The sequence below is a fragment of the Cryomorpha ignava genome, from assembly GCF_010686655.1.
Taxonomy (GTDB): Bacteria; Bacteroidota; Bacteroidia; order Flavobacteriales_D; family Cryomorphaceae; genus Cryomorpha; species Cryomorpha ignava.
Genome location: NZ_JAAGVY010000035.1, coordinates 14,577 through 38,952, shown reverse-complemented (window position 1 = coordinate 38,952; position 24,376 = coordinate 14,577). Strand labels below are relative to the sequence as shown.

General features: G+C 40.3%; 23 protein-coding genes. 21 read left to right on the top strand and 2 right to left on the bottom strand.

Translation table 11 applies throughout. The features are described 5' to 3' along the window. Window positions 1-231 precede the first annotated feature (231 nt). On the top strand, window positions 232-438 hold the full coding sequence (locus tag G3O08_RS21270) for a GDCCVxC domain-containing (seleno)protein (RefSeq protein ID WP_163286310.1): 207 nt from the start codon (window positions 232-234) through the stop codon (window positions 436-438). A gap of 266 nt (window positions 439-704) precedes the next feature. Here G3O08_RS21270 and G3O08_RS15500 read toward each other — a convergent pair whose 3' ends face one another. Both G3O08_RS15500 and G3O08_RS15495 read right to left on the bottom strand, forming a co-directional pair. Beyond that, window positions 705-2,309, bottom strand: coding sequence for a hypothetical protein (locus G3O08_RS15500; protein WP_163286298.1), 1,605 nt, complete (start codon window positions 2,307-2,309; stop codon window positions 705-707). 17 nt (window positions 2,310-2,326) lie between these two features. Then, a complete protein-coding gene (locus G3O08_RS15495; RefSeq protein ID WP_163286297.1) occupies window positions 2,327-2,917 on the bottom strand; it encodes a hypothetical protein in 591 nt (196 codons plus the stop codon). 713 nt (window positions 2,918-3,630) lie between these two features. Between G3O08_RS15495 and G3O08_RS15490 the strand changes: the two genes are divergently transcribed. From G3O08_RS15490 to G3O08_RS15390, 20 genes are all read left to right on the top strand, one after another. Next, complete coding sequence (locus G3O08_RS15490) at window positions 3,631-5,028, top strand: anthranilate synthase component I family protein (RefSeq protein WP_163286296.1); 1,398 nt, start codon at window positions 3,631-3,633, stop codon at window positions 5,026-5,028. Between the two features lie 3 nt (window positions 5,029-5,031). Next, window positions 5,032-5,595 (top strand): anthranilate synthase component II, encoded by a 564-nt coding sequence (locus G3O08_RS15485; protein ID WP_163286295.1) that lies wholly within the window; start codon window positions 5,032-5,034, stop codon window positions 5,593-5,595. Beyond that, the gene (gene trpD / locus G3O08_RS15480) at window positions 5,592-6,584 is read left to right on the top strand and encodes an anthranilate phosphoribosyltransferase (RefSeq protein WP_163286294.1); all 993 of its coding nucleotides are present in this window, start codon (window positions 5,592-5,594) and stop codon (window positions 6,582-6,584) included. The genes G3O08_RS15485 and trpD overlap by 4 nt, the downstream gene beginning before the upstream one ends. Further along, window positions 6,581-7,369 carry an indole-3-glycerol phosphate synthase TrpC gene (trpC, locus tag G3O08_RS15475; RefSeq protein WP_163286293.1) on the top strand — a complete coding sequence of 263 codons (789 nt, stop codon included), beginning with the start codon at window positions 6,581-6,583 and terminating at the stop codon, window positions 7,367-7,369. Before trpD ends, trpC begins: the two co-directional genes overlap by 4 nt. Continuing rightward, complete coding sequence (locus G3O08_RS15470; RefSeq protein WP_163286292.1) at window positions 7,366-8,001, top strand: phosphoribosylanthranilate isomerase; 636 nt, start codon at window positions 7,366-7,368, stop codon at window positions 7,999-8,001. Before trpC ends, G3O08_RS15470 begins: the two co-directional genes overlap by 4 nt. After that, window positions 7,988-9,172 (top strand): tryptophan synthase subunit beta, encoded by a 1,185-nt coding sequence (gene trpB, locus G3O08_RS15465; RefSeq protein WP_163286291.1) that lies wholly within the window; start codon window positions 7,988-7,990, stop codon window positions 9,170-9,172. The genes G3O08_RS15470 and trpB overlap by 14 nt, the downstream gene beginning before the upstream one ends. Then, entirely contained in the window at window positions 9,169-9,939 is a 771-nt protein-coding gene (gene trpA, locus G3O08_RS15460) for a tryptophan synthase subunit alpha (protein WP_204336899.1), read from the top strand. Before trpB ends, trpA begins: the two co-directional genes overlap by 4 nt. Next, entirely contained in the window at window positions 9,936-10,940 is a 1,005-nt protein-coding gene (gene aroF / locus G3O08_RS15455; protein ID WP_163286290.1) for a 3-deoxy-7-phosphoheptulonate synthase, read from the top strand. The genes trpA and aroF overlap by 4 nt, the downstream gene beginning before the upstream one ends. 324 nt (window positions 10,941-11,264) lie before the next feature. After that, window positions 11,265-12,419: an ATP-binding protein gene (locus tag G3O08_RS15450; RefSeq protein WP_163286289.1), complete on the top strand. Its 1,155-nt coding sequence runs from the start codon at window positions 11,265-11,267 to the stop codon at window positions 12,417-12,419. A 690-nt stretch (window positions 12,420-13,109) separates the two neighbouring features. Beyond that, the gene (locus tag G3O08_RS15445; protein WP_163286288.1) at window positions 13,110-14,405 is read left to right on the top strand and encodes a T9SS type A sorting domain-containing protein; all 1,296 of its coding nucleotides are present in this window, start codon (window positions 13,110-13,112) and stop codon (window positions 14,403-14,405) included. A gap of 220 nt (window positions 14,406-14,625) precedes the next feature. Further along, complete coding sequence (locus tag G3O08_RS15440) at window positions 14,626-15,240, top strand: hypothetical protein (protein WP_163286287.1); 615 nt, start codon at window positions 14,626-14,628, stop codon at window positions 15,238-15,240. Between the two features lie 498 nt (window positions 15,241-15,738). Then, entirely contained in the window at window positions 15,739-17,799 is a 2,061-nt protein-coding gene (locus G3O08_RS15435; RefSeq protein ID WP_204336898.1) for a M43 family zinc metalloprotease, read from the top strand. Window positions 17,800-18,051: 252 nt separating this feature from the next. After that, window positions 18,052-18,675, top strand: a complete 624-nt coding sequence (merTP, locus tag G3O08_RS15425; RefSeq protein ID WP_163286285.1) for a mercuric transport protein MerTP — start codon at window positions 18,052-18,054, stop codon at window positions 18,673-18,675. Next, window positions 18,672-18,878, top strand: coding sequence for a GDCCVxC domain-containing (seleno)protein (locus tag G3O08_RS21260; protein WP_163286284.1), 207 nt, complete (start codon window positions 18,672-18,674; stop codon window positions 18,876-18,878). The genes merTP and G3O08_RS21260 overlap by 4 nt, the downstream gene beginning before the upstream one ends. A gap of 66 nt (window positions 18,879-18,944) precedes the next feature. Next, on the top strand, window positions 18,945-19,577 hold the full coding sequence (locus G3O08_RS15415) for an arsenate-mycothiol transferase ArsC (RefSeq protein ID WP_163286283.1): 633 nt from the start codon (window positions 18,945-18,947) through the stop codon (window positions 19,575-19,577). Between the two features lie 2 nt (window positions 19,578-19,579). Then, a complete protein-coding gene (arsB, locus tag G3O08_RS15410) occupies window positions 19,580-20,626 on the top strand; it encodes an ACR3 family arsenite efflux transporter (RefSeq protein ID WP_163286282.1) in 1,047 nt (348 codons plus the stop codon). A gap of 177 nt (window positions 20,627-20,803) precedes the next feature. Then, on the top strand, window positions 20,804-21,232 hold the full coding sequence (locus tag G3O08_RS15405; protein ID WP_163286308.1) for a hypothetical protein: 429 nt from the start codon (window positions 20,804-20,806) through the stop codon (window positions 21,230-21,232). A 102-nt stretch (window positions 21,233-21,334) separates the two neighbouring features. After that, on the top strand, window positions 21,335-22,519 hold the full coding sequence (locus G3O08_RS15400; RefSeq protein WP_163286281.1) for a TolC family protein: 1,185 nt from the start codon (window positions 21,335-21,337) through the stop codon (window positions 22,517-22,519). A 68-nt stretch (window positions 22,520-22,587) separates the two neighbouring features. Beyond that, window positions 22,588-22,773 (top strand): hypothetical protein, encoded by a 186-nt coding sequence (locus G3O08_RS15395; RefSeq protein WP_239541274.1) that lies wholly within the window; start codon window positions 22,588-22,590, stop codon window positions 22,771-22,773. 87 nt (window positions 22,774-22,860) lie between these two features. After that, window positions 22,861-24,363 (top strand): efflux RND transporter periplasmic adaptor subunit, encoded by a 1,503-nt coding sequence (locus G3O08_RS15390; RefSeq protein ID WP_163286279.1) that lies wholly within the window; start codon window positions 22,861-22,863, stop codon window positions 24,361-24,363. Window positions 24,364-24,376: the final 13 nt, after the last annotated feature.

The window sequence follows — 24,376 nt, the reverse complement described above, 5'->3', positions numbered from 1 at the left end:
CCATTATTGGAATCGGAAGGATAAGTTCAAACAGCAACAAGGCCTCACACTGTAAAGCTTGTAATTCTGAATAATTAAGAGACGTAGAATGAATACATTCAAAATTATGGCAATCTCAAGTTCCGTTCTTTTAGGATCAGCTTTACTGATTGCCCAAAAAAGGTAATCGTTTGCATTAATGCGTAAAATGGACTTTAAAGAATGGATAGATTTGGCCATAAAAGAAAACGAATGGAAATTCAATTAAAATCAGAAATCACTTGTCCAAAATGCGGACATAAAAAAGAAGAAGATATGCCAACAAATTCGTGTCAATTCTTTTACGAATGTGAGAAATGTAAAACTGTTCTTAAACCAAACGAAGGCGATTGTTGTGTTTATTGCTCTTATGGAACGAGTCCTTGTCCACCAATTCAAGAAAACAAAGGTTGTTGTTAAAAAAGGTTTTAAATCCTATTTTAATTTATTCATTCAATTAATAAATCGCCAGTATGATAACAACCAATACAACGCTATTTTCAGAAATTGAAAATGTGACCGAACTCCACTCATCCTTTATCAAATCCATCTACAACGGAGATGATTCAGACCATCTTCCCGCATAAAAAAGAATGATTCCTTAGTTCTTTTGAAGAGGTAGGAATCGTTCTTTGTATCAGAATTGGTGATCATTCAAAATGAATATTACCGCGTTTATCGGCTTTTTAATTTTTCGGCTTAACCCGTATGAACTGTTTTCTCTTTCCCCTCTCGGAGTAGAGTATTATGTCGTCATTGAGAAGTTGCTCCGAAACCAGGGGTCTCACAATCGTTTTTCCTCCATATTCTTTCATCAAGGCTTTTCGAAAAACCCGACCATCGCTGTCTACCCTTACCAAAGCAACGTAATTCTTCTTTAGGTTCATTCGTTCGATTTTCCCATCACCATTGTACATAAGGTTTTTGGGGTTATCATTAAAAATGAACAGCATATCTGAGCCGCTTATCGCTATTAGATAGGATGAGAAGTAGTCACTATTGTTCATTGTTTGTTCCTTTGGAATTCTGGCATTCCATTCTATATTGCTATTGGGATCGATATTCACAAGAATAATATCGTTGTTGTGATAAATATAATAGGTTCTAGTATTTCCTCGGCTATCGGTAGTGGTTCTCGTCTCTATCCATCGTCTTTCTCCTACTATTATGCCCCCGCCATCTTCGCGCAATACAATATCGTCAAGCTCCAAGCGACTGATGCCAACATTCTTGTCCTTATCCATTCGCCTATTGGCTTTTTTCTTGGCTTTCTTATCTAAATCTTCTACGATAAAACTTTCATCGAATGGCTCAAAACTCTTGTGGGTTATTTTACCAGTTTCGCGATTTATCTTGACAAAAAAGCTTCCCATTGCGCCATAACTGTCAAAAAGAGCATAAAATCCTCCGCAAAGCAATTCATTTTGATCGTTAAGCCGCAAAATCATGGAGCTAACATACTTTTCATCTAAATCAACTTCGTATTGATTCAGCTTAGTTCCTTCTTCGGTCAACTCAATTACTACATACTTATAATTGACTTCCTTTTTCTCACGTTCCTTTTTGTCTTTCCATAATCGTCCCATGATATAAACGTCACCATTCTCGGCAACTTTCCGCGATGTAATGTAAAAGTTTTCATCTGCAAAAGGCAATTCTATTTCTTTCGTCCAAAGCATATTCATTTGATCATCAAAGACATGAACTCCGTATCTTTCATTCTCATCTTCCGCAAAGGGGAGGTCGTAGTACACCACAGTTTTCCCGTTATCTTTTGACCTGAAAACGCTGAATCCGGTACTTTTCAGTTCCTTTTTGGAATCTCCTCCTACCTCGGCAATCTTCTTTATGTCTTTGTTGGGAACTAATGTTTCCTTGTCAATTGTTTGGTAGAAAGCATAACGTACTTTTTGCTTTTTGTTCATAAAAGAAGAAAATAAGTAGAGATTGCCATTTTGCATAAAAAGGCGCTCATAATCCAGCTCATTTCCTTCAAACTCCATTTCAAGTTCCGTTTCCTGCTCCAGCTCCATTGCGTTATTAAAACGAGCCAAAAAAGCTTTAGGCTGCCCGGCCAAAACGCCCATGTTTACGATACTACGTTTTTCCAAAATGGTGTAAAAATGGTCTTCATCATGGGCAACAATATCTATCAAGGCATTTTTAGACTTATACTCCGGGCCTACTTCAACATCTACCAGATTGCTCGGGCTTAAGTCGGCTACTTGGGCATTCACACCCATGTTAAGGCATAGAAAGAATGCCGTTAGTACTCTTAAATCAAATTTCATATTAATTTATTGGTTTGTTATTTATGGTATGCTAGTTTACAAGAAAACCCTAAATTCAGACGAGAGTTTTCTAAGAATCGTGCTTGATTATTGACTTCAATGAGCAGCAATCCTGCATGATAGCCCAATTCAATGCTCATACGACTGCCAATCTCCCATTGATATCCTTGATACAGGCCGATAAAAGTGTCTTTTCGATCTGTAGTAAATCCTGTATATTCAACATCAGTAAGATTTCTGACAAAGAAATTGATTCCGAAAATTAAACCCTCTCGTCGATCTCCCCAAGGATGATACCTCGGGTTGAGCAAGAATTTAAATCCTCCTCCGCGATTGGTGAACATTTGTTCGGTGTCCAAAAAAGTAAATAGAGGTTCAACGCCTCTTCCGAGAGCGAAACCCGCTCCTACTTCCAAGCTCAATTCATCCGTGAAAAAGCGCTCGTACAAAAGGGTGAACTCACCTCCCGCAGTTGCTATTATATCTATCTTAAAAGCATTATCGGGATCGGAAATTCCATCATCGTCGAAGAATTGTGATACGTCGTCTTGTGCAGACAAAGTAATGGATAGGAAAATCCCCACCAGTAGCGTTATTTGACCTTTCATCGTCACCTAGATAATCTGTTTTTTTCAATGGCGAATATATGTCATTTTTTGAATAATGGAAATTTGCCTTTTTCAAAGATCCATTTTTTGCTATATCTTACCTTCCATCGATCTTAAAATCGATTCTATTAAAATAGAATAAAATTCAGTTGACCAGAAATAGACCAGCAACGAGCTGTGCGAATTCCTTAATTGACCCTTAGGTTTACTTACAGGGCAAGTAAATTTGATTTAAAACAATCTCTTGGGCTACTCCTTTTTGACATTTTTTCCAATTTGCATTTAGGTAACCTTTATGCCTGCTCATCCATTTTAAAAATAAGCTTTAATCTTTAACTTGGCATATATAACCTAACTTAAAATCTCTTCATCAATGATTATCACGATGTTAATTGCGTAAAAAACTGACACCTAACATATCAAAAATATTTTTTCTCCGATAATAGTTCAGAAAATCAATGCTTTAATCCGTCATTTTTCTCGCGTATCAAACCCAATTTTTCCTTTTCAGACAAAAATATTTGCATACCGGTTATTTAAATCCTTACTTTTGCCACCGACAAATGAGAATCAATTCGCAAAATACTGCTTGGTGGTGGCTTTCTAAATCCCGTTTCGGATTCGGTTAGTTGTGCCTTTTATTTTGCTCCCAAAATATTTTAAAGCCCACCGATTCCGGTGGGCTTTTTTTATTGCCATAAAATTAAATTGAAGTGAAAAAGAAATTCCGTTTTAAAACAAACATCCGAAAGCAACTTAGTGATCTGCACACTCCGGTGGCGCTGTATCTGAAGCTGCGCGACAAATTTCCGCAGAGTTTTCTGCTCGAGAGCTCCGACTACAAGAGCAAGGAGAACAGCTATTCGTACATCTGTTTGCAGCCGATTGCATCGTTTCAGGCGGGGCGCGAAACAATGGAATGCCGGTATCCGGATGGAACAATAGAGCATTTCAAAACCGCCGAAACAGACGTGGCAGACCGTCTTTCCCAGTTTTCAGCTTCCTTTGAATGCGACGCTCCCGAAATGGGTTTTGAAACAAACGGGCTCTTTGGTTACACATCCTACGATGCGATTCCACTTTTTGGCGATATTGAATTCCAAAACCAATCTTTTGACCTTCCCCTGATGCAGTATCACCTGTTTCGGTACGTCGTAGTCTTTAATCACTTTAACCACGAACTGTATATTCTGGAACACCTTCTGGAAGGCGAAGAATCTGATATTGAAGACTTGTCGGCGATGGTTTTCAGCCGGGCGGTTTCTCAATTCAAATTTTCTGCCAGTGACGAAGAAACATGCAATTTCTCTGATGACGACTTTCTCGAAAAGATAAAAAAAGGAATAACGCATTGCCACCGCGGCGATGTTTTTCAGGTGGTTTTCTCACGAAAGTTTGCCCGCGAGTTTAAAGGAGATGAGTTCAATGTTTACCGTGCATTGTGTTCCATAAATCCGTCGCCATACCTTTTCTATTTCGATTATGGTGATTTCCGAATTTTCGGATCTTCACCGGAAGCGCAGCTCACCATAGCCGACAGAAAGGCGGTGATAAATCCGATAGCAGGCACCTTTCGACGCACAGGAATTCCCGCTGAAGACGCTTTGGCAGCAAAAGCCCTGGCAGCAGACCCGAAGGAGAATGCCGAGCACATCATGCTTGTCGATTTAGCCCGAAACGACTTGAGCAAAAACAGTAGAAATGTTGAAGTAGAGCGGTTTAAAGAAATCGAATTTTACTCGCATGTCATTCACCTTGTTTCACGTGTGAGCGCGCAACTTGATACCCATTACAACGCCATAAAAATTTTCGGCGACACCTATCCAGCAGGTACATTGTCGGGAGCGCCAAAGCACCGCGCCATGCAAATAATAGATGAAAATGAGCCCGAAAGCCGCGGGTTTTACGGTGGGGCTGTAGGCTTTATAGGACTCAACGGCAGTTTCAACCACGCCATTTTTATCCGCTCCTTTTTGAGCAGAAACAACAAACTCACCTATCAGGCTGGTTGTGGCATTGTCGCCAAATCAAATCCCGATAGCGAATTACAAGAAGTTGACAATAAACTCTCGGCTTTGCGCAAAGCCATTGAACTCGCACAAACACTTTAACCGATGAAAATACTGGTAATAGACAATTACGATTCGTTTGTTTTCAACCTTGTGCATATGCTCTATGCGCTTGGAGTTGAACATATTGAAGTGGTCAAAAACAACCAATTCAATATTGAAGCTGTCGCCGAATACGACAAGATTCTACTCTCGCCCGGGCCGGGAATTCCAGAAGAAGCTGGGCTCATGCCGGAAGTCATAAAGCGGTATGCATCTTCTAAAAGCATTTTAGGTGTATGCTTGGGTCATCAAGCCATTGCGGAAAGTTTTGGCGGAAAACTTCTAAATCTGGGTACCCCATTGCACGGCGTGGCATCGCAGATTCAATTTTCGGAAGCAGACTATTTATTTGATGGCTTGCCGCAAAATTTTGCCATCGGCCACTATCATTCCTGGGTGGTGGATGCTGCACTGCCACCTTCGCTAAAACTTTTGGCGCAGGATGCAGCCGGAAATATTATGGCCATTAAGCACGCTGAATTCGACCTGCGGGGAGTGCAGTTTCATCCCGAGTCGATACTTACAGAACACGGAATCAAGATAATGGAAAACTGGATAAAACGATGAAAGACATACTGGAATACCTATACCAGCACCGGACGCTCTCTGAAGAAGATGCCGGACAAGTGCTCACCGATATAGCAGAAGGGAAATACAATCAGGCGCAGATAGCTTCCTTTCTCACGGCATTCATCATGCGCAATATCACCTTGAGTGAGTTGAAGGGTTTTCGAAATGCGCTGCTCTCGCTTTGCCACAAGGTAGATCTTTCGGAATTCGATCCCATGGATCTCTGCGGAACCGGCGGCGATGGAAAAAACACATTCAATATTTCGACACTGACATCTTTTGTGGTGGCCGGAGCGGGAATACCCGTTGCCAAGCACGGAAATTACGGGGTGTCGTCGGTTTCGGGTTCATCGAATGTGCTCGAACAACTCGGAATTAAATTTCCTACAGATGAGAGCGGACTGCGTGAGCAAATTTCGGAAGCAAACATTTGCTTTTTGCACGCACCGCTTTTTCATCCGGCCATGCGCCACGTCGGACCGGTGCGGAAAGAACTCGGTGTAAAAACGTTTTTCAATATGCTCGGCCCGCTTGTAAATCCTGCCCGCCCAAGCGTTCAGATGGCTGGTGTTTTTGACCTGGGGCTGGCGAGAATGTATAAGTACCTTCTTCAGGATGAAAATGTGAAATACAGCATAGTTCACGCACTCGATGGATTTGACGAAGTGTCGCTCACCGCAGGGTGTAAAGTCATTGCAAACAGTGGCGAATACAATCTCGATGCAGCCGATTTTGGTTTGACGAAAGTCAATTACACCGAATTGCACGGCGGAGATACTGTTGGTGAGGCCGCGGCAATTTTCACAAAAATACTCGACGGAAAAGGCAGCCAACCACAAAATGAAGTGGTACTGGCCAATGCCGCTCTCGCCATCAGAACTTACCGGCCCGAAACCGCGCTGATTGATGCCATCGAAGCGGCGCGGGAATCACTCTTAGGCCTTAAAGCCAAAAAAGCATTTACCACACTAAAGCAATTATCATGAGCATACTCGAAACCATAAAAGCACACAAAATAAAAGAAGTGGCAGAGCGGAAATCGCTTTATCCATTGCCATTACTCGAAAAAAGCATCTATTTCGGCAGTCCTTGCGTGTCTCTGAAACAGTACATTACCGACCCCGAGAGAACCGGAATCATTGCAGAATTTAAGCGCAAATCGCCATCGAAAGGCGATATAAACAAGTACGCCAATGTCGAAGAAGTGACCCTTGGTTATATGCAGGCTGGCGTTTCGGCGCTCTCGGTGCTCACCGACACACATTTCTTCGGCGCCAAGCCCGACGACCTGCCCACAGCCCGAAAGTTCAACTATTGCCCCATTCTCCGAAAGGATTTCATTTTGGATGCCTATCAGATTTATGAATCAAAATCGATGGGTGCAGATGCTATTCTGCTTATCGCGAAAATGCTGGATGAAAAAACGATTATTGAATTCAGGGAAATCGCTCAAAAACTCGGGATGGAAGTGCTGCTGGAGACCCAGAATGAAGAAGAAGTAAAAATGGCTGCAAATTCCGGTGCCGATTTGGTGGGCATCAACAACCGCGACTTGAGCACCTTTGATGTAGATGTGGAAAACAGCATGCGCCTGGCGGAATTGCTTCCCAAATCGATGGTAAAAGTAGCAGAGAGCGGAATAGAATCGGCTGCGACCATAAAGCTGCTCAAGGCAAATGGATTTGATGGTTTCCTTATCGGTGAATATTTTATGAGACACAGCAATCCGGCGGCCAAATGCAGTCAGCTTATGAAAGAACTACGGAGATGAAGACAAAGATTTGCGGACTTAGGGAAAAGGAAAACATCGCTGCTATTTCCGGTTTGAAACCGGATTTTCTGGGATTTATTTTTTACGAAAAGTCGCCGCGCTATGTTGGTAAGGATTTTTCTGTTGAAGCCTTCAGCAGCCTTCCATCAGAGATCGAAAAGGTTGGGGTTTTTGTGAATGAAAATGTGGAGAATGTCACGGCCATTTGCAGAAAATTCGGGTTTGGCTTTGCACAACTTCACGGAGATGAGTCACCTGCGTTTTGCCAGGAGCTTGCGCAAAATGATATCAAAATAATGAAGGCTTTCCCAATAGACGGGTCATTTGATTTTTCGGTCACCGAAGCTTACGCCGGCACTTGCAGTTATTTTCTTTTCGACACGAAGGTCGAAGGATTTGGCGGCAGCGGAAAATCTTTTAATTGGTCTATTTTGGAACAGTACACCGGTAGTACACCTTTTCTGCTAAGCGGTGGACTGGGTTTAGAAAATATCACTCAATCCATGAAAATTCAACATCCAATGCTGGCGGGCTATGATTTGAACAGCAAGCTCGAAACATCTCCGGGTGTGAAAGATTACGAAAAAGTAAAAACGATTTTAAATACCATCAGAAAGCATGCAATCATTTAATCCCACAGAAGCGGGCTTTTACGGAGAATTTGGCGGTGCCTTTGTCCCTGAAATGCTCTTCCCAAATGTCGACGAGTTGCAACGGGAATACAGGAGTATCATCCATTCGGATAGTTTTCAGGAAGAGTTCAGGGCCCTGCTCAAAGATTATGTAGGTCGGCCCACACCGTTGTTTTATTCCGCAAATCTCTCATCGGAATTCAATGCCCAGATCTACCTGAAAAGAGAAGACCTGAACCATACCGGCGCGCATAAAATCAACAATACGGTAGGCCAGATACTGCTTGCGAAGCGACTCAATAAGAAGCACATTATAGCAGAAACCGGAGCGGGGCAACATGGAGTGGCTACAGCAACAGCCTGCGCATTGATGGGTATTGGCTGCACCATTTTTATGGGCGAAGTAGACATTGAAAGGCAAATGCCAAACGTGGAGCGCATGAAGTTGCTCGGCGCAAAGGTGGTGCCTGCAACGAGCGGCAGTCGCACGCTAAAAGATGCCACAAATGAAGCCATCCGCGAGTGGATTAACAATCCGGTGGATACGCATTATATTATTGGTTCTGTCGTGGGGCCGCACCCCTATCCGGATATGGTTTCAAAATTTCAATCGGTGATAAGCGAAGAAATCAAGGCACAATTAAAAGAGAAAACAGGCAGCAGCGAACCTGATTATATCTTGGCTTGCCTTGGCGGCGGAAGCAATGCCATCGGCGCTTTCTACCACTTTATCGACAATGGAAAAACGAAACTTATAGCCGTGGAAGCCGGGGGCGAAGGAGTGCACAGCGGAAGAACTGCCGCCACCATAGCGCTCGGTCGCAAGGGCATCATTCACGGAAGTAAAACCTACCTGATACAGACCGACGACGGTCAAATCACAGAACCGCACTCGATATCGGCGGGGCTCGACTACCCCGGAATTGGGCCGGTGCACGCGTATCTTCACGACACCGGCAGGGCGCAGGTGGTGAGCGTGACAGATGCCGAAGCGCTGGATGCAGCCTTTCAGCTTTCGCGAAAAGACGGTATTATTCCCGCACTCGAGTCGGCACATGCGCTGGCATATCTGCCAAAAATGAAACTCCGGAAAGACGACGTGGTGGTGGTAAACCTTTCTGGAAGGGGCGACAAGGATATGATGACCTACAAAAAACACTTCGAATTATGAATAGAATTCACAACCTATTCGGCAGAAAAAAGGAAAACATTCTCTCGATTTACTTTACTGCCGGCTACCCGTCACTTGACGATACCACTCAAATAATTCGCCATCTCGACGCAGCGGGTGTTGATTTGATAGAGCTTGGAATGCCCTTTTCAGATCCGCTTGCGGATGGGCCTGTAATTCAGGAAAGCGGTCAGAAAGCGATACAGAATGGAATGTCTGTAAAGGTCTTATTTGAACAGCTCAAAGACCTGCGTTCTTCTACCGAAATACCGGTTATTTTGATGGGCTATCTCAATCCCATCCTTCAATTTGGCGAAGAGCAATTTATTGAAAAATGCGTGGGAACTGGCATTGATGGCGTCATTATTCCAGATATGCCGTTGCCATATTACAAGGAACACTGGGAGCAGCTTTGCCGGAAAAAAGGGCTCTCAAATATTCTGCTCATTACGCCCGAGACCACCGATAGCCGCATCGCCGAAATCGACGTCAACTCCGATGGATTTATTTATATGGTATCGTCAAACAGCATCACCGGAAGCAATAAAGCAATGGATCTGCAAAAGGGCTATTTCGAGCGAATCGAAAAAATGGAACTGCGCAATCCGAGACTCATCGGTTTTGGTATTCACGACCAGCAAAGCTTCGATAATGCATGCAGCTATAGCAATGGAGCGATTATAGGAAGTGCATTTATCAACCATCTTAGCAAAGAAGGAACTTCGGCAGATTCGATACAAAAATTTTACAAAAAGATTAAACCATGATTATTCAGCTAAAAAAAGACATTGCCACTTCAGAACGGCTCGATATTGAAGCCAAACTTACCGGAAACGGAATTCAGGCGGTAGATATTCATACCCAGTACAACCATTATCTGGTGGCCATTGTCAACAAGGAAATTGACATCCGAACAATCGGAAAAATGGCCGGTGTGGCCGATGTTCACCGCGTTACAGATGCCTATAAACTCGTATCCCGGAAATGGAAATTAAGGGCTACCGAGATCGACCTTGGCGACGGAGTGGTGATAGGCGAGAATAATTTCACGTTGATGGCCGGCCCCTGCTCCATAGAAGGAGAAGATCAAATAGAGAAAATTGCTGATCAGCTCGTAAAGAGCGGCGTGAAAATAATGCGTGGGGGTGTATTCAAACCGCGGAGCTCGCCTTACGCTTTTCGCGGAATGGGGATTGAAGGCTTAAAATCGTTCTACGAAATCTGCCGTAGCAAAGGCATTAAAATTATCACAGAAGTAATGCAGGTTTCGCAAATTGAAGAAATGTTTGATTACGTAGACATATTTCAGGTCGGCGCCAGAAACACCCAGAATTTTAATCTGCTCGATGCGCTGGGTGAAGTGGACAAAGCCGTTCTCATAAAACGCGGAATTTCTGGCTCAATCGACGAGCTACTCCAATCTGCGGAGTACGTATTCTCTGCCGGAAATGAGCGGTTGATGCTTTGCGAGCGCGGCATTCGCACTTTCGAAAGCGCCTACCGCAATACTTTTGATATCAATGCCATTCCCATTTTGAAAGAGAAGAGCCACCTGCCGGTTATCGCCGATCCTTCCCACGGAATCGGAATCAGAAAACACGTGTCGCGGATCACACTTGCGTCAATGATAGCAGGAGCCGACGGAGCCATTGTGGAGATTCACCACGAACCGGAAAAAGCCTTTTCGGATGGACAGCAAACATTGAATTTTGAAGAGTTTGAGCATCTTGTGGAGCAGATTGACATGCTGCGAGAAGTGGTGAAATAATTAGTGTCTGTCCATAAAGTCCGATATCTGCCTTGCACTTGTTCTAAAAACAGTCATTGACCAAAGTCAACTCCTTGATTTTTAGAACTGCGTGCGCGTTGCTATCGAACTTTCTGGCTCAACCACTTAAGTGTATTGACAGACTCTAATTCGACAAAAGTGGTGAAAGAATTACCGCCTAAGATCGTAAAGAAATTCGGGAGCTAAATCTGCGCCATTTGGCCATTCAAGAGTCCAGGTGTTAGGCTAAACATTTTCAGAAAAACCATTTTTTTGTAAAAATAGTCAGTACTCTGACTAAATTTAGCTAAATTTGGTCAATACATGGACTATATTGTAAAAAGATCGATCGAAAAAGATGTGTTAAAAAGCCTTGTCCCGAATAAGGTAGTAATACTCCTTGGCCCCAGACGGGTGGGAAAGACCGTGCTTATTCACCAGATTTTGCAGCAAATGAGCGAGCCGTATTTATTGCTGAATGGTGAAAATGCAGATGTCAGAAAAAAACTGGAATACAGAAGTACACAAAATTATCTCAATCTTTTAGGAAGTAATAAATTACTCGTTATAGATGAAGCACAAAAAATACCCGAAATCGGGAATGTGCTGAAGTTAATGGTTGATGAAATAGAAGGACTCAAAGTACTGGTTACTGGATCATCAGCATTCGATATAAATACAATTACTGGCGAACCACTTACTGGAAGAAAAAAAACGTTTAAGCTGTTTGCACTCTCGGAAGAAGAATTAAATCAAGTTGAAAGCCCGCTAGATAAGGCGGCCAATTTGAATCAAAGGCTTATTTATGGGAGCTATCCCGAGCTTATTCAGTTGCCTGATATAAAAGAAAAGCAGGAGTACCTGGAAGATCTTGTAAATTCATATTTGCTAAAAGACATATTGTCATTTGAAAACATTCGCAATTCAGATAAAATTTTTGATTTGCTTCGATTGATTGCATTTCAGATTGGATCCGAAGTTTCGTACAACGAAATAGGACGGCAATTATCGATGAGTAAAAATACCGTCGAAAGGTATTTAGACTTGCTTTCTAAAGTGTACATCTTACATTCGGTAAGTGCCTTTAGCAGAAACCTAAGAAAAGAAATAGTAAAAGGAAAAAAATGGTATTTCTACGATAATGGACTAAGGAATATCCTGATTGGAAATATGAACCCTATAGAGTTGAGAAATGATATTGGTGCACTTTGGGAAAATTACATCATTAGCGAACGTATTAAATATCAAAAATACAGCAGATTGTTGGTTTATAACTTTTTCTGGAGAACTTATGATCAGCAGGAAATAGACTGGATAGAAGACCGCGGCGGAATCTTGCACGGCTATGAATTCAAATGGAATCCGAAGCGCAACGCTAAAGCACCGATTGCATGGAAAAACGCTTATCCAGATTCAAAATTTGAATTAATTAACTCCGAAAACTATTTGGATTGGGTGATGGACGGATCGGCTAAATAGCGGAGTTTAGTCTTTCGACTGAAGAATTGACTCATTCAATCGGATCAATACATGTTCTGAATAAAGAAATTTTGTCGAGCTATCGCAGAAAAACGCTAGCTGTTTTTCAAATATTTTTCAATTTGTACATTAAGCATTCTGGGGTAAGGCTTTATTTCCACGTTGTGAACGAATTAATGTAAATTCGTTCAATCGATTGAACCAATTGACGTTAATTCGTTCATTTTGATTCGTTAATGGTTCTTAGTGATTCGTTCTTAGTGATTGGTTATTATGATGGTTGATGAGCCTGAATTTAAAAGACGAGTTTATTTCGGGGAGACTCCTAAGATAGTAAACAAATTCAGGTGCCAGATCTGCGTTATTGAGCCATTAAAAAGTCCAGATGTTTAATGCGAAGTTTTTGATAGCTTTTAAAGGTTTGAAAATTTGGCTATAAATTTTGCAACCAAATAGGCCTGCAGACACTTTTTCTTTTCGTTCTATCAAGTCTATGAGTCTGTAATTGAGAATCCTATATTACGATTTTTTTAAAATTGTATTGCCTTGAAAAATGGTTAGGTTTAAGCATTTGCAATTGTTAGCGATTTTCGCGAAAGCGATAAAATGGACAATTCTAAGACTTAGAAGTTTCTTTTATTAAAATAATACTTCCCTAAATTTACTCTATCTATTCATAATTCAACCAATATGAAAATTAAAAGCGCAACCCTAATAGTTACAATGCTTCTCTTAGCATCCATAGCACACGCACAATTCCTAACCTGGGAAACCTTAAATACAGGAACCACCAAGACGATTAACGATATTCATTTTCTGGATGCGGATACCGGATATATGGTTGGTAACGATTATCTCTTTAAAAAAACCGTGGATGGGGGAACCACCTGGCAGGACTTACAAGTGCCAACTATTGGCCAGGCCGAAGATGGAAATGGCGACTTGGTAGCGGTCAATCGTCAGGTAGGAGCGGACTTCGGACAACTTGAGAGTGGAATAATATTGGTCTGGAAACAACCCCTGTTTACGGTACTTACTGCCGACGATGGTGAAAGCTACAGTGAAAATTTCGGAACGGGCACACCAATTTGTGATGCAAAAGGTTTAAATATTACTCCACAATTCGATGGAAATGGCTACATCAAACATACTGTATTTGGTAAAAGTTGCAGTAGTGGCGGAGCTTACACTTATTTCTTGGATGGACCTTTTGCTTTTGGAATGAGTGAAGAAGATTATTTTGGCAACGGTGAAGGCTATACGAGCATGGATGTAAATCCAAACACTAATCGTTTCGTCCTAGGTCATGAAGATGGCAATCTTCTTATCAATATAAATGTATTGAACGAGCCCGATACCGTTTTTTTGGATACAACAGGAGTTGGAGCTGTGGCCTATGCCGGTAATAACGTTTGGTATGCTGCCACTTCCGACCTTTATTATAGCATGTATAAATCACTGGATGATGGGCTTACCTTTGAAGTCGATCCTACCTGGATCCCAACATTTTTCTATCCACATTTTAGGGCAATGGAATTTTTGGAGAATGGCCTTGGCCTGGCCGGAGCACAAAGCAATGAAATTTATGGGGCTATTTTCGTTCAGAATGGGAGCGAATGGAGCTATTACAACGCTGATAAACCAATAAATACAGTTACAATACTGCCAAATGGAACCGCTTTTGCAGCCGGCGAAAACGGACTATTGATGCGGAGTAATGAACCAATAACCGTTGGTGTTAAAGAAATTGAATTGAATAATTCAATTGATATTTATCCCAATCCCGCAAATTCAATCGTGCAGCTATCCAATGCTGGCAATTCCATTATAATGGAAATAACGGTTCTGGACAATTCGGGAAGGGTTATAAAATCGTATCCCGCTGGAACTACTACGCTTGATCTTTCATCTTTTGATCCATCCTTGTACTTTGTATGGATAAGTACAGATAAGGGTGCTGTGGTTAAAAAAGTTGTGGTGTTTTGAAATATTCCAGAATCTGAAAGATCAATAGGTCTTTTGCTGGCTTGGAATATAGCACGGCAATTCTCTTGTCATTATCAGAACGCTTAGGGAATAATTTTCAACAGTACAAACTAGTTTTCTGAAATATTAAAAGATCGCAGTTCGCATCTTAAAAGTTCGGGATAAATGCATTTCAACACAAAATATCTTACATTGATGAATGTTTAAATATTGGTTCGTTTTGATTTCAATCATTTCAGTTGCACAACTGAATGCCCAGAATTTGGACTTTCAATGCGATTCAACATTTACATTTTACGGTCGCCAATGGGTTGACCCAGATTGGGTTGCAATTTATGACAGTCTAAATGTAATCGACTATACCGACACAGAGTTGGAGATAAGGTTTTGGACTTATGCGGCTGGTCATACCGGATTGCTCAACGAAGTGATCGTTTTGCGCAAGCCTAAAAATAAAAATTATTGGAACTCTTTTCTGTATAGCGGGTTCATAAATCATGCTAATCATAAAAGCATGGAAACATTCTTTCTGGACAATGAAATCAATTGTTTAAGTAAAAGGAAACTCAAACGAAAGGTAGCGCAACTTCTTGAAAACGATATCCTGACTCTCGAAGAACCCACTTACGAATCTCTTAGTCCTATCATTGATTTACGCGGTCTTAGTACAAGCCATCCAGTCGTTTATACAATTGAGATTTTGAGTGAAAATTGCGCTCGGAAATATAGCATTGGTGGTCTGTGGGCAAATATGGATATACTTCAGGGTATAGATGTTTTCGTGAAATTTAATGCCATTAAATCCATATTTCTCGAAATCGGAAAAAAAGAATAAATCCGGTGAATTAAGACAATGCAGATTTCGTAATATACTTGTAGCCATCTGTGATGGAAGTAGGTGCCTTACCCTGTGAGATGATTCATTTGCAATCAAATGGAAAACAATATAGGATACCAAAAAAAATATCCGCGATTCGTGTCCCACCCCACAATTTCACAACATAAACCCAAAATCTCATAACATGCTTTTAACTCACATCCGTTATATTCGCATTTAAAAAGCGAAAAACCATTGTCTTACCACTCGCAAATCGTATTGCTTAGCAAGTGTGGTTAATGTTTTTAAAGCCATTTTTTCGATTCAAGAAATCTAAACATGTTGGTGTAAACCCCTTTCACAATTTTAATATTGGCAATTGGCCTAAAAGGTATAAGCTCTACTCATTCAAATAGATAGACACCATAACGCATTAAGGAGAATTTGGATTTATTCCTGATCTATCCTTACATTGCAAGAAGATTTAAGTAAATGAAATCAAACAATTACGAGATAATGAAAGCAAATATATTTTTACTCATTTTAATGTCAAGCAGCTTGTCGCTGTTCTCTCAAGATAGTCAGCCTTGCTTTTTTGACCAGGTAACAAATAAAAAATCTTTATTGGAATCTGAACGACAAATTCAGGCGAAAATAAATCAGCGATTAATCTTGGGAAATGAGAGATCTTCATCAGATAGTATTCGAACAATTCCTGTAGTTGTTCATATTATCCATAATGGCAGTTCGGAAAATATATCTGAAGCTCAAGTGCAAAGTCAGATTCAAGTCCTTAATGAAGACTTCGGAAAATTTGCCGGCACCAATGGTGATGGTAGCGGTGTAGATACAAAAGTACGTTTCTGCCTGGCAAAAATAGATCCTGATGGCCACTGCACAAATGGAATAGTAAGGGTAAAATCTCCGCTTACTAACCATCAAGCTTATCAGCGCCTCTTGCTCAAAGCACTTAGCTTTTGGGATAATACCCGTTATTTAAATATTTACATTGTAAAAAGCATCAACGGCAATGTTGGTGGTTATTCTTCATTTCCAGGTGGCCCGGCAGACGAAGATGGAATAGTTGTGAGACACAACTTATTCGGAGATATGGGAACAGCATCTGCAGGTCTTGGCCGCACAACAAGCCATGAAGTTGGGCATTGGTTTGGACTTTATCACACATTTAATAATGGTTGTGGCACTGATCTTTGCACAGATGGTGACTACGTGTGTGATACGCCACCACAGGCAGGGCCGAGTTACACTTGTATTACCCAAAACACCTGCTCTAACGACATACCCGATTTAAATGACCTGAAAGAAAACTATATGAATTACACACCGGATGCGTGTCAGAGTATGTTTACTGATGGTCAGTCTGAAAGAATGCATGCTACACTCGACACCATCCGCACCGAGATCTGGCTCGCCACAAACCTTGAAGCAACCGGCTGTGATAGTAATTATGTTGCCCCCGACATTTGTGCTGTAGCAGCCGATTTCGTTACGCTCAACACAGATATATGCAATGGAAATAATGTGTATTTTATGGATAAGTCTCTCAATGACCCAACGAACTGGCAGTGGACGTTCACAGGTGGCGAACCAGAAAGCTCAACAGATCAAAATCCAACCGTGACATATAATTCTGTTGGCACTTTTGCAGTAAAACTGGTCGTTTCTGATGGAATCAGTAGCGATAGCCTTGAGACAACGGGCTACATTTCGGTAAGTCTGCCAGGAACAGGCGACGCTCTTGGATTTGAAGAAAATTTTGACAGCGGTATATATCCCCCGTCCTACCTGACTATTAATAATCTGGATGGTGGCATAACCTGGGAGTTGGATTCGATGGCATCGGTTTCAGGAAATTATTCCATCAAAATCAACAATCTCATAAATACAAATTACGGTTCTACAGATGAACTTGTATTGCCATATTTGGATTTGACTACCGCGCATCCTGATTCAAACGTGTACATGAATTATAAATGGGCTTATGCCAAATCCGATCCAACTTTTTCGGATGAAATGCTGGTTTTGCTATCTGTAGATTGTGGTGTTAACTACAGTCAGATATTTTACAGAACTCAAAATGGCTTAACAACGGGGCCAGTCCAAACAACACCATTTGTTCCCGACTCTTCACAATGGAAAAATGCGCATATCTCGCTCAATAGCTACCGTGATGAACCATACGTACAGCTTAAAATTGTAAATGTTACTGATGGGGGCAACAACCTGTATATCGACAATATAAATGTGGTCGGGGGCACTAATTTCGCTACCCATATAAATGAAGTGCCAAATGATATATCTAATCTTAAACTTTATCCAAACCCTGCCACCAACAGGGCTACTCTGGAATATTCGCTTGCGCGCCAAAGTAAGGTAACCATCGGAGTCTATAATCTACAAGGGCAATTAATGCGTTCATTAAATGACCAGAACATGACCCAAGGAAACCACGAAATCACCATCTCAACTAAAGGATTTGAACAAGGAATTTATTTTATAAAAATTCAAGCAGCAACAACGCCTAAAACAATGAAACTTGTAATTCTGAATAATTGAAAGACGCAGGATGAATATATTTAAAATTATTGCAATCTCAGGTTCCGTTCTTTTAACATCAGCTTTTTTGATTACCCAAAAAAGGTAATCGTTTGCATTAATGCGTAAAATGGATTTCGAGAATGGATAGTTTAGTCCGTTATACTATCAGCTAACGGCCCAAACGACTTTTTACTCATTGACTACCGAATATTCAGCATTACTGCATCCGTTTTTTGAGATACTCGACAAGAACAAAATTTTAGAAACAATATGAAAAGTGGAAACAAATTAATTGGTGCAGGTTTCCTAACTGCGATTACAGCTTCTTTATGTTGTATCACACCTGTCTTGGCTCTAATTGCAGGAACAACTGGGATTGCATCGACATTTTCCTGGATAGAACCTTTTCGACCTTATCTAATTGGATTGACAATTTTAGTCCTTGGTTTTGCTTGGTATCAAAAACTAAAACATCAAAAGGAAATCGATTGTGAATGTGATACTGACGACCTCCCTGCCGGCAAGGCTGGAAAACCAAAATTCATACAATCAAAAACCTTTTTGGGAATTGTAACCGCATTTGCAATTGTAATGTTGGCTTTCCCTTACTATTCGCGAATCTTTTACCTGAAAACTGAAAAGCATTTAATAATAGTTGATAAATCGGACATATCTAATACAGAATTTAAAATTAGCGGAATGACATGTGCGAGTTGCGAAGAACTCGTCAATCACGAAGTAAATAAACTCAATGGAATTGTAGACTCAAGAGCGTCATACGAAAAGGAAAACGCAATCATTGAATTTGATAGAACCAAAACCAATAAAATGGAGATTGAGAAAGCAATTAACTCAACGGGTTATAAAGTAACAAGCGAAAAAGAAATCGAATGAAAATCGAATTAAAATCAGAAATTACTTGTCCAAACTGCGGGCATAAAAAAGTAGAAGACATGCCAACAAATGCGTGTCAATTCTTTTACGAATGTGAGAATTGTAAAATAGTCCTAAAACCAAACGATGGTGATTGTTGTGTTTATTGCTCTTATGGAACTGTACCTTGTCCACCAATTCAAGAAAACAAAAGTTGTTGTTAAAAAAGTTTAGAATTATTTTTTTGATTCTTTCATCCATCGTAATATTGCAATTAATAATTAACCAATATGATAACAACCAATATTACGCTATATCCAGAAATTGAAAATGTTATTAATCCTTTAAACATTGAGCGTATCACCGATGAACGCAAAGCAACTTTAAAACCGCTAACAGAATTCATTCAATCAAAAGTTTCGAATAATCAAGAAATTCGTATCAATTTCATCTGCACGCATAATTCACGAAGAAGCCATTTAGCGCAGGTTTGGGCACAGACATTGGCATATTATTTCAATATCAAAAATGTCCGTTGTTATTCAGGTGGCACCGAAAGCACATCACTTTTTCCAATGGTTGCCACAACTTTACAAAACTCTGGCTTTGAAATCAAAATGCTTTCAGAAGGCAACAACCCAATTTACAGTATTAAATATGCAGAGAATGAACATGGTATAATTGGATTTTCAAAGAGAATTGATGATGATTTCAACCCAAAATCTGAATTTGTGGCAATTATGACTTGCGATACCGCAAATGAAGCGTGTCCATTGGTTCCCGGTGCCGAAAAACGTATTCCTATAACTTTTGAAGACCCAAAAGCATTTGACGACACAGCACAACAAGCTGAAAAATACAGCGAAAGAAGTCTGCAAATCGCTACCGAACTATTTTACGTCTTCTCTCAAATCAATTCTTAAAAATGGCATCAAAAAAATTAAGTTTTCTCGATAGAAATCTAACACTTTGGATATTTGTCGCGATGGCAATAGGAGTTGGACTTGGATACTTTATTCCATCGTTCCCAGAAATTGTCAATTCATTTAGTAGCGGTAGTACAAACATACCAATCGCGATAGGCTTGATATTGATGATGTATCCACCATTGGCAAAAGTCAATTATGCACTCTTGCCAAAAGTTTTCCGAAACACAAAAATTCTTTCCATTTCCTTAATTCTCAATTGGATAATTGGCCCTGTTTTAATGTTCGTTTTGGCAATCACATTTCTGCGTGATTATCCGGAATATATGGTCGGACTTATTTTAATAGGTTTGGCGCGTTGTATTGCAATGGTTTTGGTTTGGAACGACCTTGCCGAAGGCAGCAGCGAATATGGTGCAGGTTTGGTTGCTTTAAATAGTATTTTTCAAGTTTTTGCTTATAGTTTTTACGCTTGGATTTTCATTACTGTACTTCCGCCTTATTTCGGTTTTGAAGGTGCAATCGTTGATATTTCAATCGGAACGATTGCAGAAAGTGTAGCGATTTATTTAGGGATTCCATTTGTAATGGGAATTTTAAGCAGATTAATTTTAGTGAAATTAAAAGGCGAAGAATGGTACACTAATAAATTTATTCCAACTATTTCGCCCATCACACTGATTGCGCTTTTGTTCACGATTGTCATTATGTTCTCTCTAAAAGGCGAATTGATTGTAGAAATTCCAATGGACGTTTTAATTATTGCAGTTCCACTACTTATCTACTTTAGCTTAATGTTTATCATTGGCTTTTTCGTTACCAAAGCAATGGGTGCGGAATATGATAAAACTGCAGCTGTTGCATTTACTGCAGCAGGAAATAATTTTGAATTGGCGATTGCAGTTGCCATTGCAGTTTTTGGACTCAATTCGGGACAGGCATTTGCAGGAGTAATTGGACCATTGGTGGAAGTTCCAGCTTTAATTTTATTGGTTCGGGTTTCGTTTTGGTTGCGGAAAAAGTATTATAGCAAAGACTACCCTTAAAGCCATTCTCATTTCGAAGAGCTATTTCAATCAATCCTTATTTCTAAAATATCAAAATAAGAATTCGAATAAGAATTGCTTGATGGGGATCAAGTTTAAAACAAAACTGTCTGTAAACTTGATTAAGTTAACATGACGGAAAGCAAAACCAATTTCAAACCATTACATTTGCACCTGATGCAAAAATACAAGCACATAAAAGCTTTTTTCTTTTTAGGGATATTCTCTATGCTCTTGTTGCATCAGGTTGTGCCACATTTGCATCATCAACATGATGTTGAGCACACACATCACGCTGATACGCATGGTGATAATCACCACCACGACGATGCGGAAAAAGAAAATTCTGAAAAAGGTTTTTTAGATTTCTTTTTTGGTGCGCATGTGCATTCTGTTGTTTCTAATGAAATATTTGTTGCACAGGAAAGAAGCGTAAAACAAGTCAAAGTAAATAAGGATGTAAAGGCGCCAGTTTCTGTAGTTCATTATAATAAGTCTATAATTTATGATGAAGCCGACAACATCAGGGTTTATCATCCACCCAGTACTTATTTCAATAGGTATCTCATAAGCTCCGATTCCCGGGGCCCGCCAACTTTAGGTTAATCGTTTAGGAAACTTGTGCCGCTTCGGTACTATTTCCCTTATAACCTGAAGAATAGTCGAAATCAGGTTTAGACTTTCAGATTCAACCTAAAATTTCAAACAATGTACAAACACACCGTATTCGCAATTTGCGGATGCCTGTTCTTTGTTAGTGGTTTCTCGCAAGATAAAAATATAGAGCAACTCCTTAATGAGATAGAACAGAACAATACAGAGTTGAAAGGCTACCAATCATATATTGAGAGTCAGCAACTCGAATATAGGAGCAACAATAATTTGCCCGATCCACAGTTTTCCGGTTATTATTTGCCTTATGGCGACCATGCAACCGGAGATTATACCGAATATGAAATATCGCAATCTTTTGAATTTCCGACGGTATATGCGGCTCGCAGCAAATGGAACAATGCCAAATCGGAACAGTTAGCATCGGCATATTCGAAAAAGAGACAAGAAGTTTTAATAAAAGCAAAAGGGTTTCTTATTGAACTGGCTTATCTGCAAAAGCAAAAATCGATTCAAACCGAACGAAAAACCCAAAGCAGGCAAGTTTTCGATCAAATTCAAGAGCTTTTTGATACAGAGCAAGTAGGTATTTTAGATTTGAATAAAGCCAAAATTGCCTGGATTCAAGAGCAGTTTGTTGTGGAACAGATTGAAAGCGAAATTCAAATTTTGCTCTCAAAACTCCAAACGTTGAATGGTGGGAATGCTGTGAATAGCATTTCAGCACAAAGTGTTTTGGCTATTGAAATTGGAACAGTAGAAAATCTTTGGCAGGAAAAATTGGCTGTTGACCCCTTATTGCAAGAATTAAAAGCCAACGAAGCTGCTTCTCTTCAAAAAATAAAATTGGAGAAAAACAAAGTGCTTCCAAATATGGCACTTGGCTATAATTATCAAGGGGTTAGCGGTAGTAGTTATTCCGGAATATACGGTGGAATTTCTATTCCGCTTTGGAATAGCAAGAACAAAGTAAAATCTGCCGAAGCCAATTATGACTATCTACAGTCCAACACCCAGGTAGTGACCACTTCACTTTACACAGAATTTCAGGAAACCTATAATCGTTACCAATTGATGCTCGAAAAATATATGGAGTATCAAACCACAATGGGCAATTTAAATAGTGAACAACTACTTTTTAAGGCTTATATGCTGGGCGAATATTCGTTTATGGATTACTATGTAGAGCTTCAGTTTTACCGAAATGCATCAGATAAAATGCTGCAAATGGAAAAGGACTTACAACTGCTCCAGGCACAATTATTAAAACATCAATTATAATATTAAAACTTACGATTATGAAAATCTCAAAAATAATATTCGCATTAGCAACAGTTTCAATCTTCGCAATGACATCATGTGGAAACACAAATCCGGAATCGACTGAAGAACAGGGTCACGAGCATGATGCGGACGGTGGTCATATGCAACGTGAAACCGTAGAGCAAGAAGAATTTCAGGTAGAGAAAGATACCACGGAAACACAAACTGAAACTCACAAACACGACGATGGTTCTGATCACCACGATCACTAATAATCAAATAGATATAGAAGATGAAACCGTTATGATTATTTAATCATAAAAGGTTCCATGTGACCAAACCAAAATAAGAACAGACACATGAAATATATAATTATAGTGCTTGCCTTTTTGGCAATGTCGTGTAATAATAACACAGAAGATGCACACGCACACAATGACGATGGTAGCCATGTGGGAGAAGAAATTCCCCGCTTGAGCCATACCATTTGGACGGATAAAACCGAACTTTTTGTAGAATTCCCTGCATTAATTGTAGGAAATCCAAGCCGGTTTGCGGCCCACTTTACGGTATTGGATGAGCACCAACCTGTAAGTGAAGGTTCGGTTACGGTTAGTTTGATTAAGGGCGATAATGGATTGCGAAATACCACTGATTCACCTTCTTCGCCAGGCATATTTGCGCCTACAATTCAACCCAAAGAAGCTGGAATGTATCAACTCGTTTTTGAATTGAAAACTCCGGATTATTCAGATAGAATAACGATTGAAGACGTAACCGTCTATGCCAATGCTGACGAAGCCATGAAAGCTATTGGTACTGCTGAAGAAGATGGTAGCATCTCGTTTTTAAAAGAGCAATCGTGGAAATTAGATTTTCAAACAGCACCCGTGGTTTCGGGTAAAATTTACGATGTCATAAATACTTCCGGCGTCTGGATGCCATCATCCGGTTCGGTTAAATCTTTGGCGGCAAAATCTAATGGCGTGGTCGATTTTAAAGTAAATAATCTCACCGAAGGTAAAGCAGTAAAAAAAGGTGAGTTGTTAATGAGTTTGAATAGTCAAGGTTTGGCAACCAACAATTTAAGCACAGATATCGCTTCCGCGAAAGCGAAATTCGAACAAGCCAAATCTGAATACGACCGTAAAAAACAGCTGTATGACTCTAAAATTGTTCCCAAATCTGAATTTGAAAAGGTGGAGAGCAATTTTGAAATCGCTAAATCAAATTATCAATCATTGTCGTCAGGTGTCTCGGGAGACGGCAAAGAAATTCGAGCACCTTTTGATGGCTTTATCAAATCCATCACAGTTTCCAACGGCGATTATGTAGCGCAAGGCGCGGCATTGGTAGCTATTGGCACACAACAATCGAAAGTATTAAAAACCCAATTAGCACCAAGTTACGGGCTCACAATGGAAAATATACAAGGCATTTGGTACCAAGGTAATGACGGGCAATGGAAAGACGTAACAGATGCAGAAGGCTCTATTCTTTCAATCGGAAAAGTTGTTGAGTTCGAAAAACCGCTGATCTCCGTTTTTGCACAAGTAAATGCAGATGTGGATATGCCGGAAGGTAGTTTAACGCCCGTTCAAATAGCGATTGGAAATGCCAATCAAAACACTATGATTCCTGTGAATGCCTTATTGGAAGATTATGGGAGTTATTCTGTTATCGTTCAGCTTTCGGGAGAAAGTTTTGAAAGACGACCTGTAAAGATTGGTAAGCGAAATGGCGAAAATGTAGAAATTCTTCAAGGTCTTGAAGTAGGAGAAGTGGTGGTAACCACCGGAGCATATCAAGTTAAAATGGCTTCAATGTCGGGTTCAACACCTTCGCATGGGCACGAACACTGATGGAATGTTGAAT

What these genes read in the sequence shown, in the direction of transcription:
- trpD (WP_163286294.1), top strand. Translation starts at nt 5,592, where the DNA reads ATGAAAGACATACTGGAATACCTATACCAGCACCGGACGCTCTCTGAA.
- trpB (WP_163286291.1), top strand. Translation starts at nt 7,988, where the DNA reads ATGCAATCATTTAATCCCACAGAAGCGGGCTTTTACGGAGAATTTGGC.
- trpC (WP_163286293.1), top strand. Translation starts at nt 6,581, where the DNA reads ATGAGCATACTCGAAACCATAAAAGCACACAAAATAAAAGAAGTGGCA.
- trpA (WP_204336899.1), top strand. Translation starts at nt 9,169, where the DNA reads ATGAATAGAATTCACAACCTATTCGGCAGAAAAAAGGAAAACATTCTC.
- G3O08_RS15470 (WP_163286292.1), top strand. Translation starts at nt 7,366, where the DNA reads ATGAAGACAAAGATTTGCGGACTTAGGGAAAAGGAAAACATCGCTGCT.
- merTP (WP_163286285.1), top strand. Translation starts at nt 18,052, where the DNA reads ATGAAAAGTGGAAACAAATTAATTGGTGCAGGTTTCCTAACTGCGATT.
- G3O08_RS15395 (WP_239541274.1), top strand. Translation starts at nt 22,588, where the DNA reads ATGACATCATGTGGAAACACAAATCCGGAATCGACTGAAGAACAGGGT.
- aroF (WP_163286290.1), top strand. Translation starts at nt 9,936, where the DNA reads ATGATTATTCAGCTAAAAAAAGACATTGCCACTTCAGAACGGCTCGAT.
- G3O08_RS15485 (WP_163286295.1), top strand. Translation starts at nt 5,032, where the DNA reads ATGAAAATACTGGTAATAGACAATTACGATTCGTTTGTTTTCAACCTT.
- G3O08_RS21270 (WP_163286310.1), top strand. Translation starts at nt 232, where the DNA reads ATGGAAATTCAATTAAAATCAGAAATCACTTGTCCAAAATGCGGACAT.
- G3O08_RS21260 (WP_163286284.1), top strand. Translation starts at nt 18,672, where the DNA reads ATGAAAATCGAATTAAAATCAGAAATTACTTGTCCAAACTGCGGGCAT.
- G3O08_RS15405 (WP_163286308.1), top strand. Translation starts at nt 20,804, where the DNA reads ATGCAAAAATACAAGCACATAAAAGCTTTTTTCTTTTTAGGGATATTC.
- G3O08_RS15415 (WP_163286283.1), top strand. Translation starts at nt 18,945, where the DNA reads ATGATAACAACCAATATTACGCTATATCCAGAAATTGAAAATGTTATT.
- G3O08_RS15500 (WP_163286298.1), bottom strand. Translation starts at nt 2,309, where the DNA reads ATGAAATTTGATTTAAGAGTACTAACGGCATTCTTTCTATGCCTTAAC.
- G3O08_RS15445 (WP_163286288.1), top strand. Translation starts at nt 13,110, where the DNA reads ATGAAAATTAAAAGCGCAACCCTAATAGTTACAATGCTTCTCTTAGCA.
- arsB (WP_163286282.1), top strand. Translation starts at nt 19,580, where the DNA reads ATGGCATCAAAAAAATTAAGTTTTCTCGATAGAAATCTAACACTTTGG.
- G3O08_RS15390 (WP_163286279.1), top strand. Translation starts at nt 22,861, where the DNA reads ATGAAATATATAATTATAGTGCTTGCCTTTTTGGCAATGTCGTGTAAT.
- G3O08_RS15450 (WP_163286289.1), top strand. Translation starts at nt 11,265, where the DNA reads ATGGACTATATTGTAAAAAGATCGATCGAAAAAGATGTGTTAAAAAGC.
- G3O08_RS15435 (WP_204336898.1), top strand. Translation starts at nt 15,739, where the DNA reads ATGAAAGCAAATATATTTTTACTCATTTTAATGTCAAGCAGCTTGTCG.
- G3O08_RS15400 (WP_163286281.1), top strand. Translation starts at nt 21,335, where the DNA reads ATGTACAAACACACCGTATTCGCAATTTGCGGATGCCTGTTCTTTGTT.
- G3O08_RS15495 (WP_163286297.1), bottom strand. Translation starts at nt 2,917, where the DNA reads ATGAAAGGTCAAATAACGCTACTGGTGGGGATTTTCCTATCCATTACT.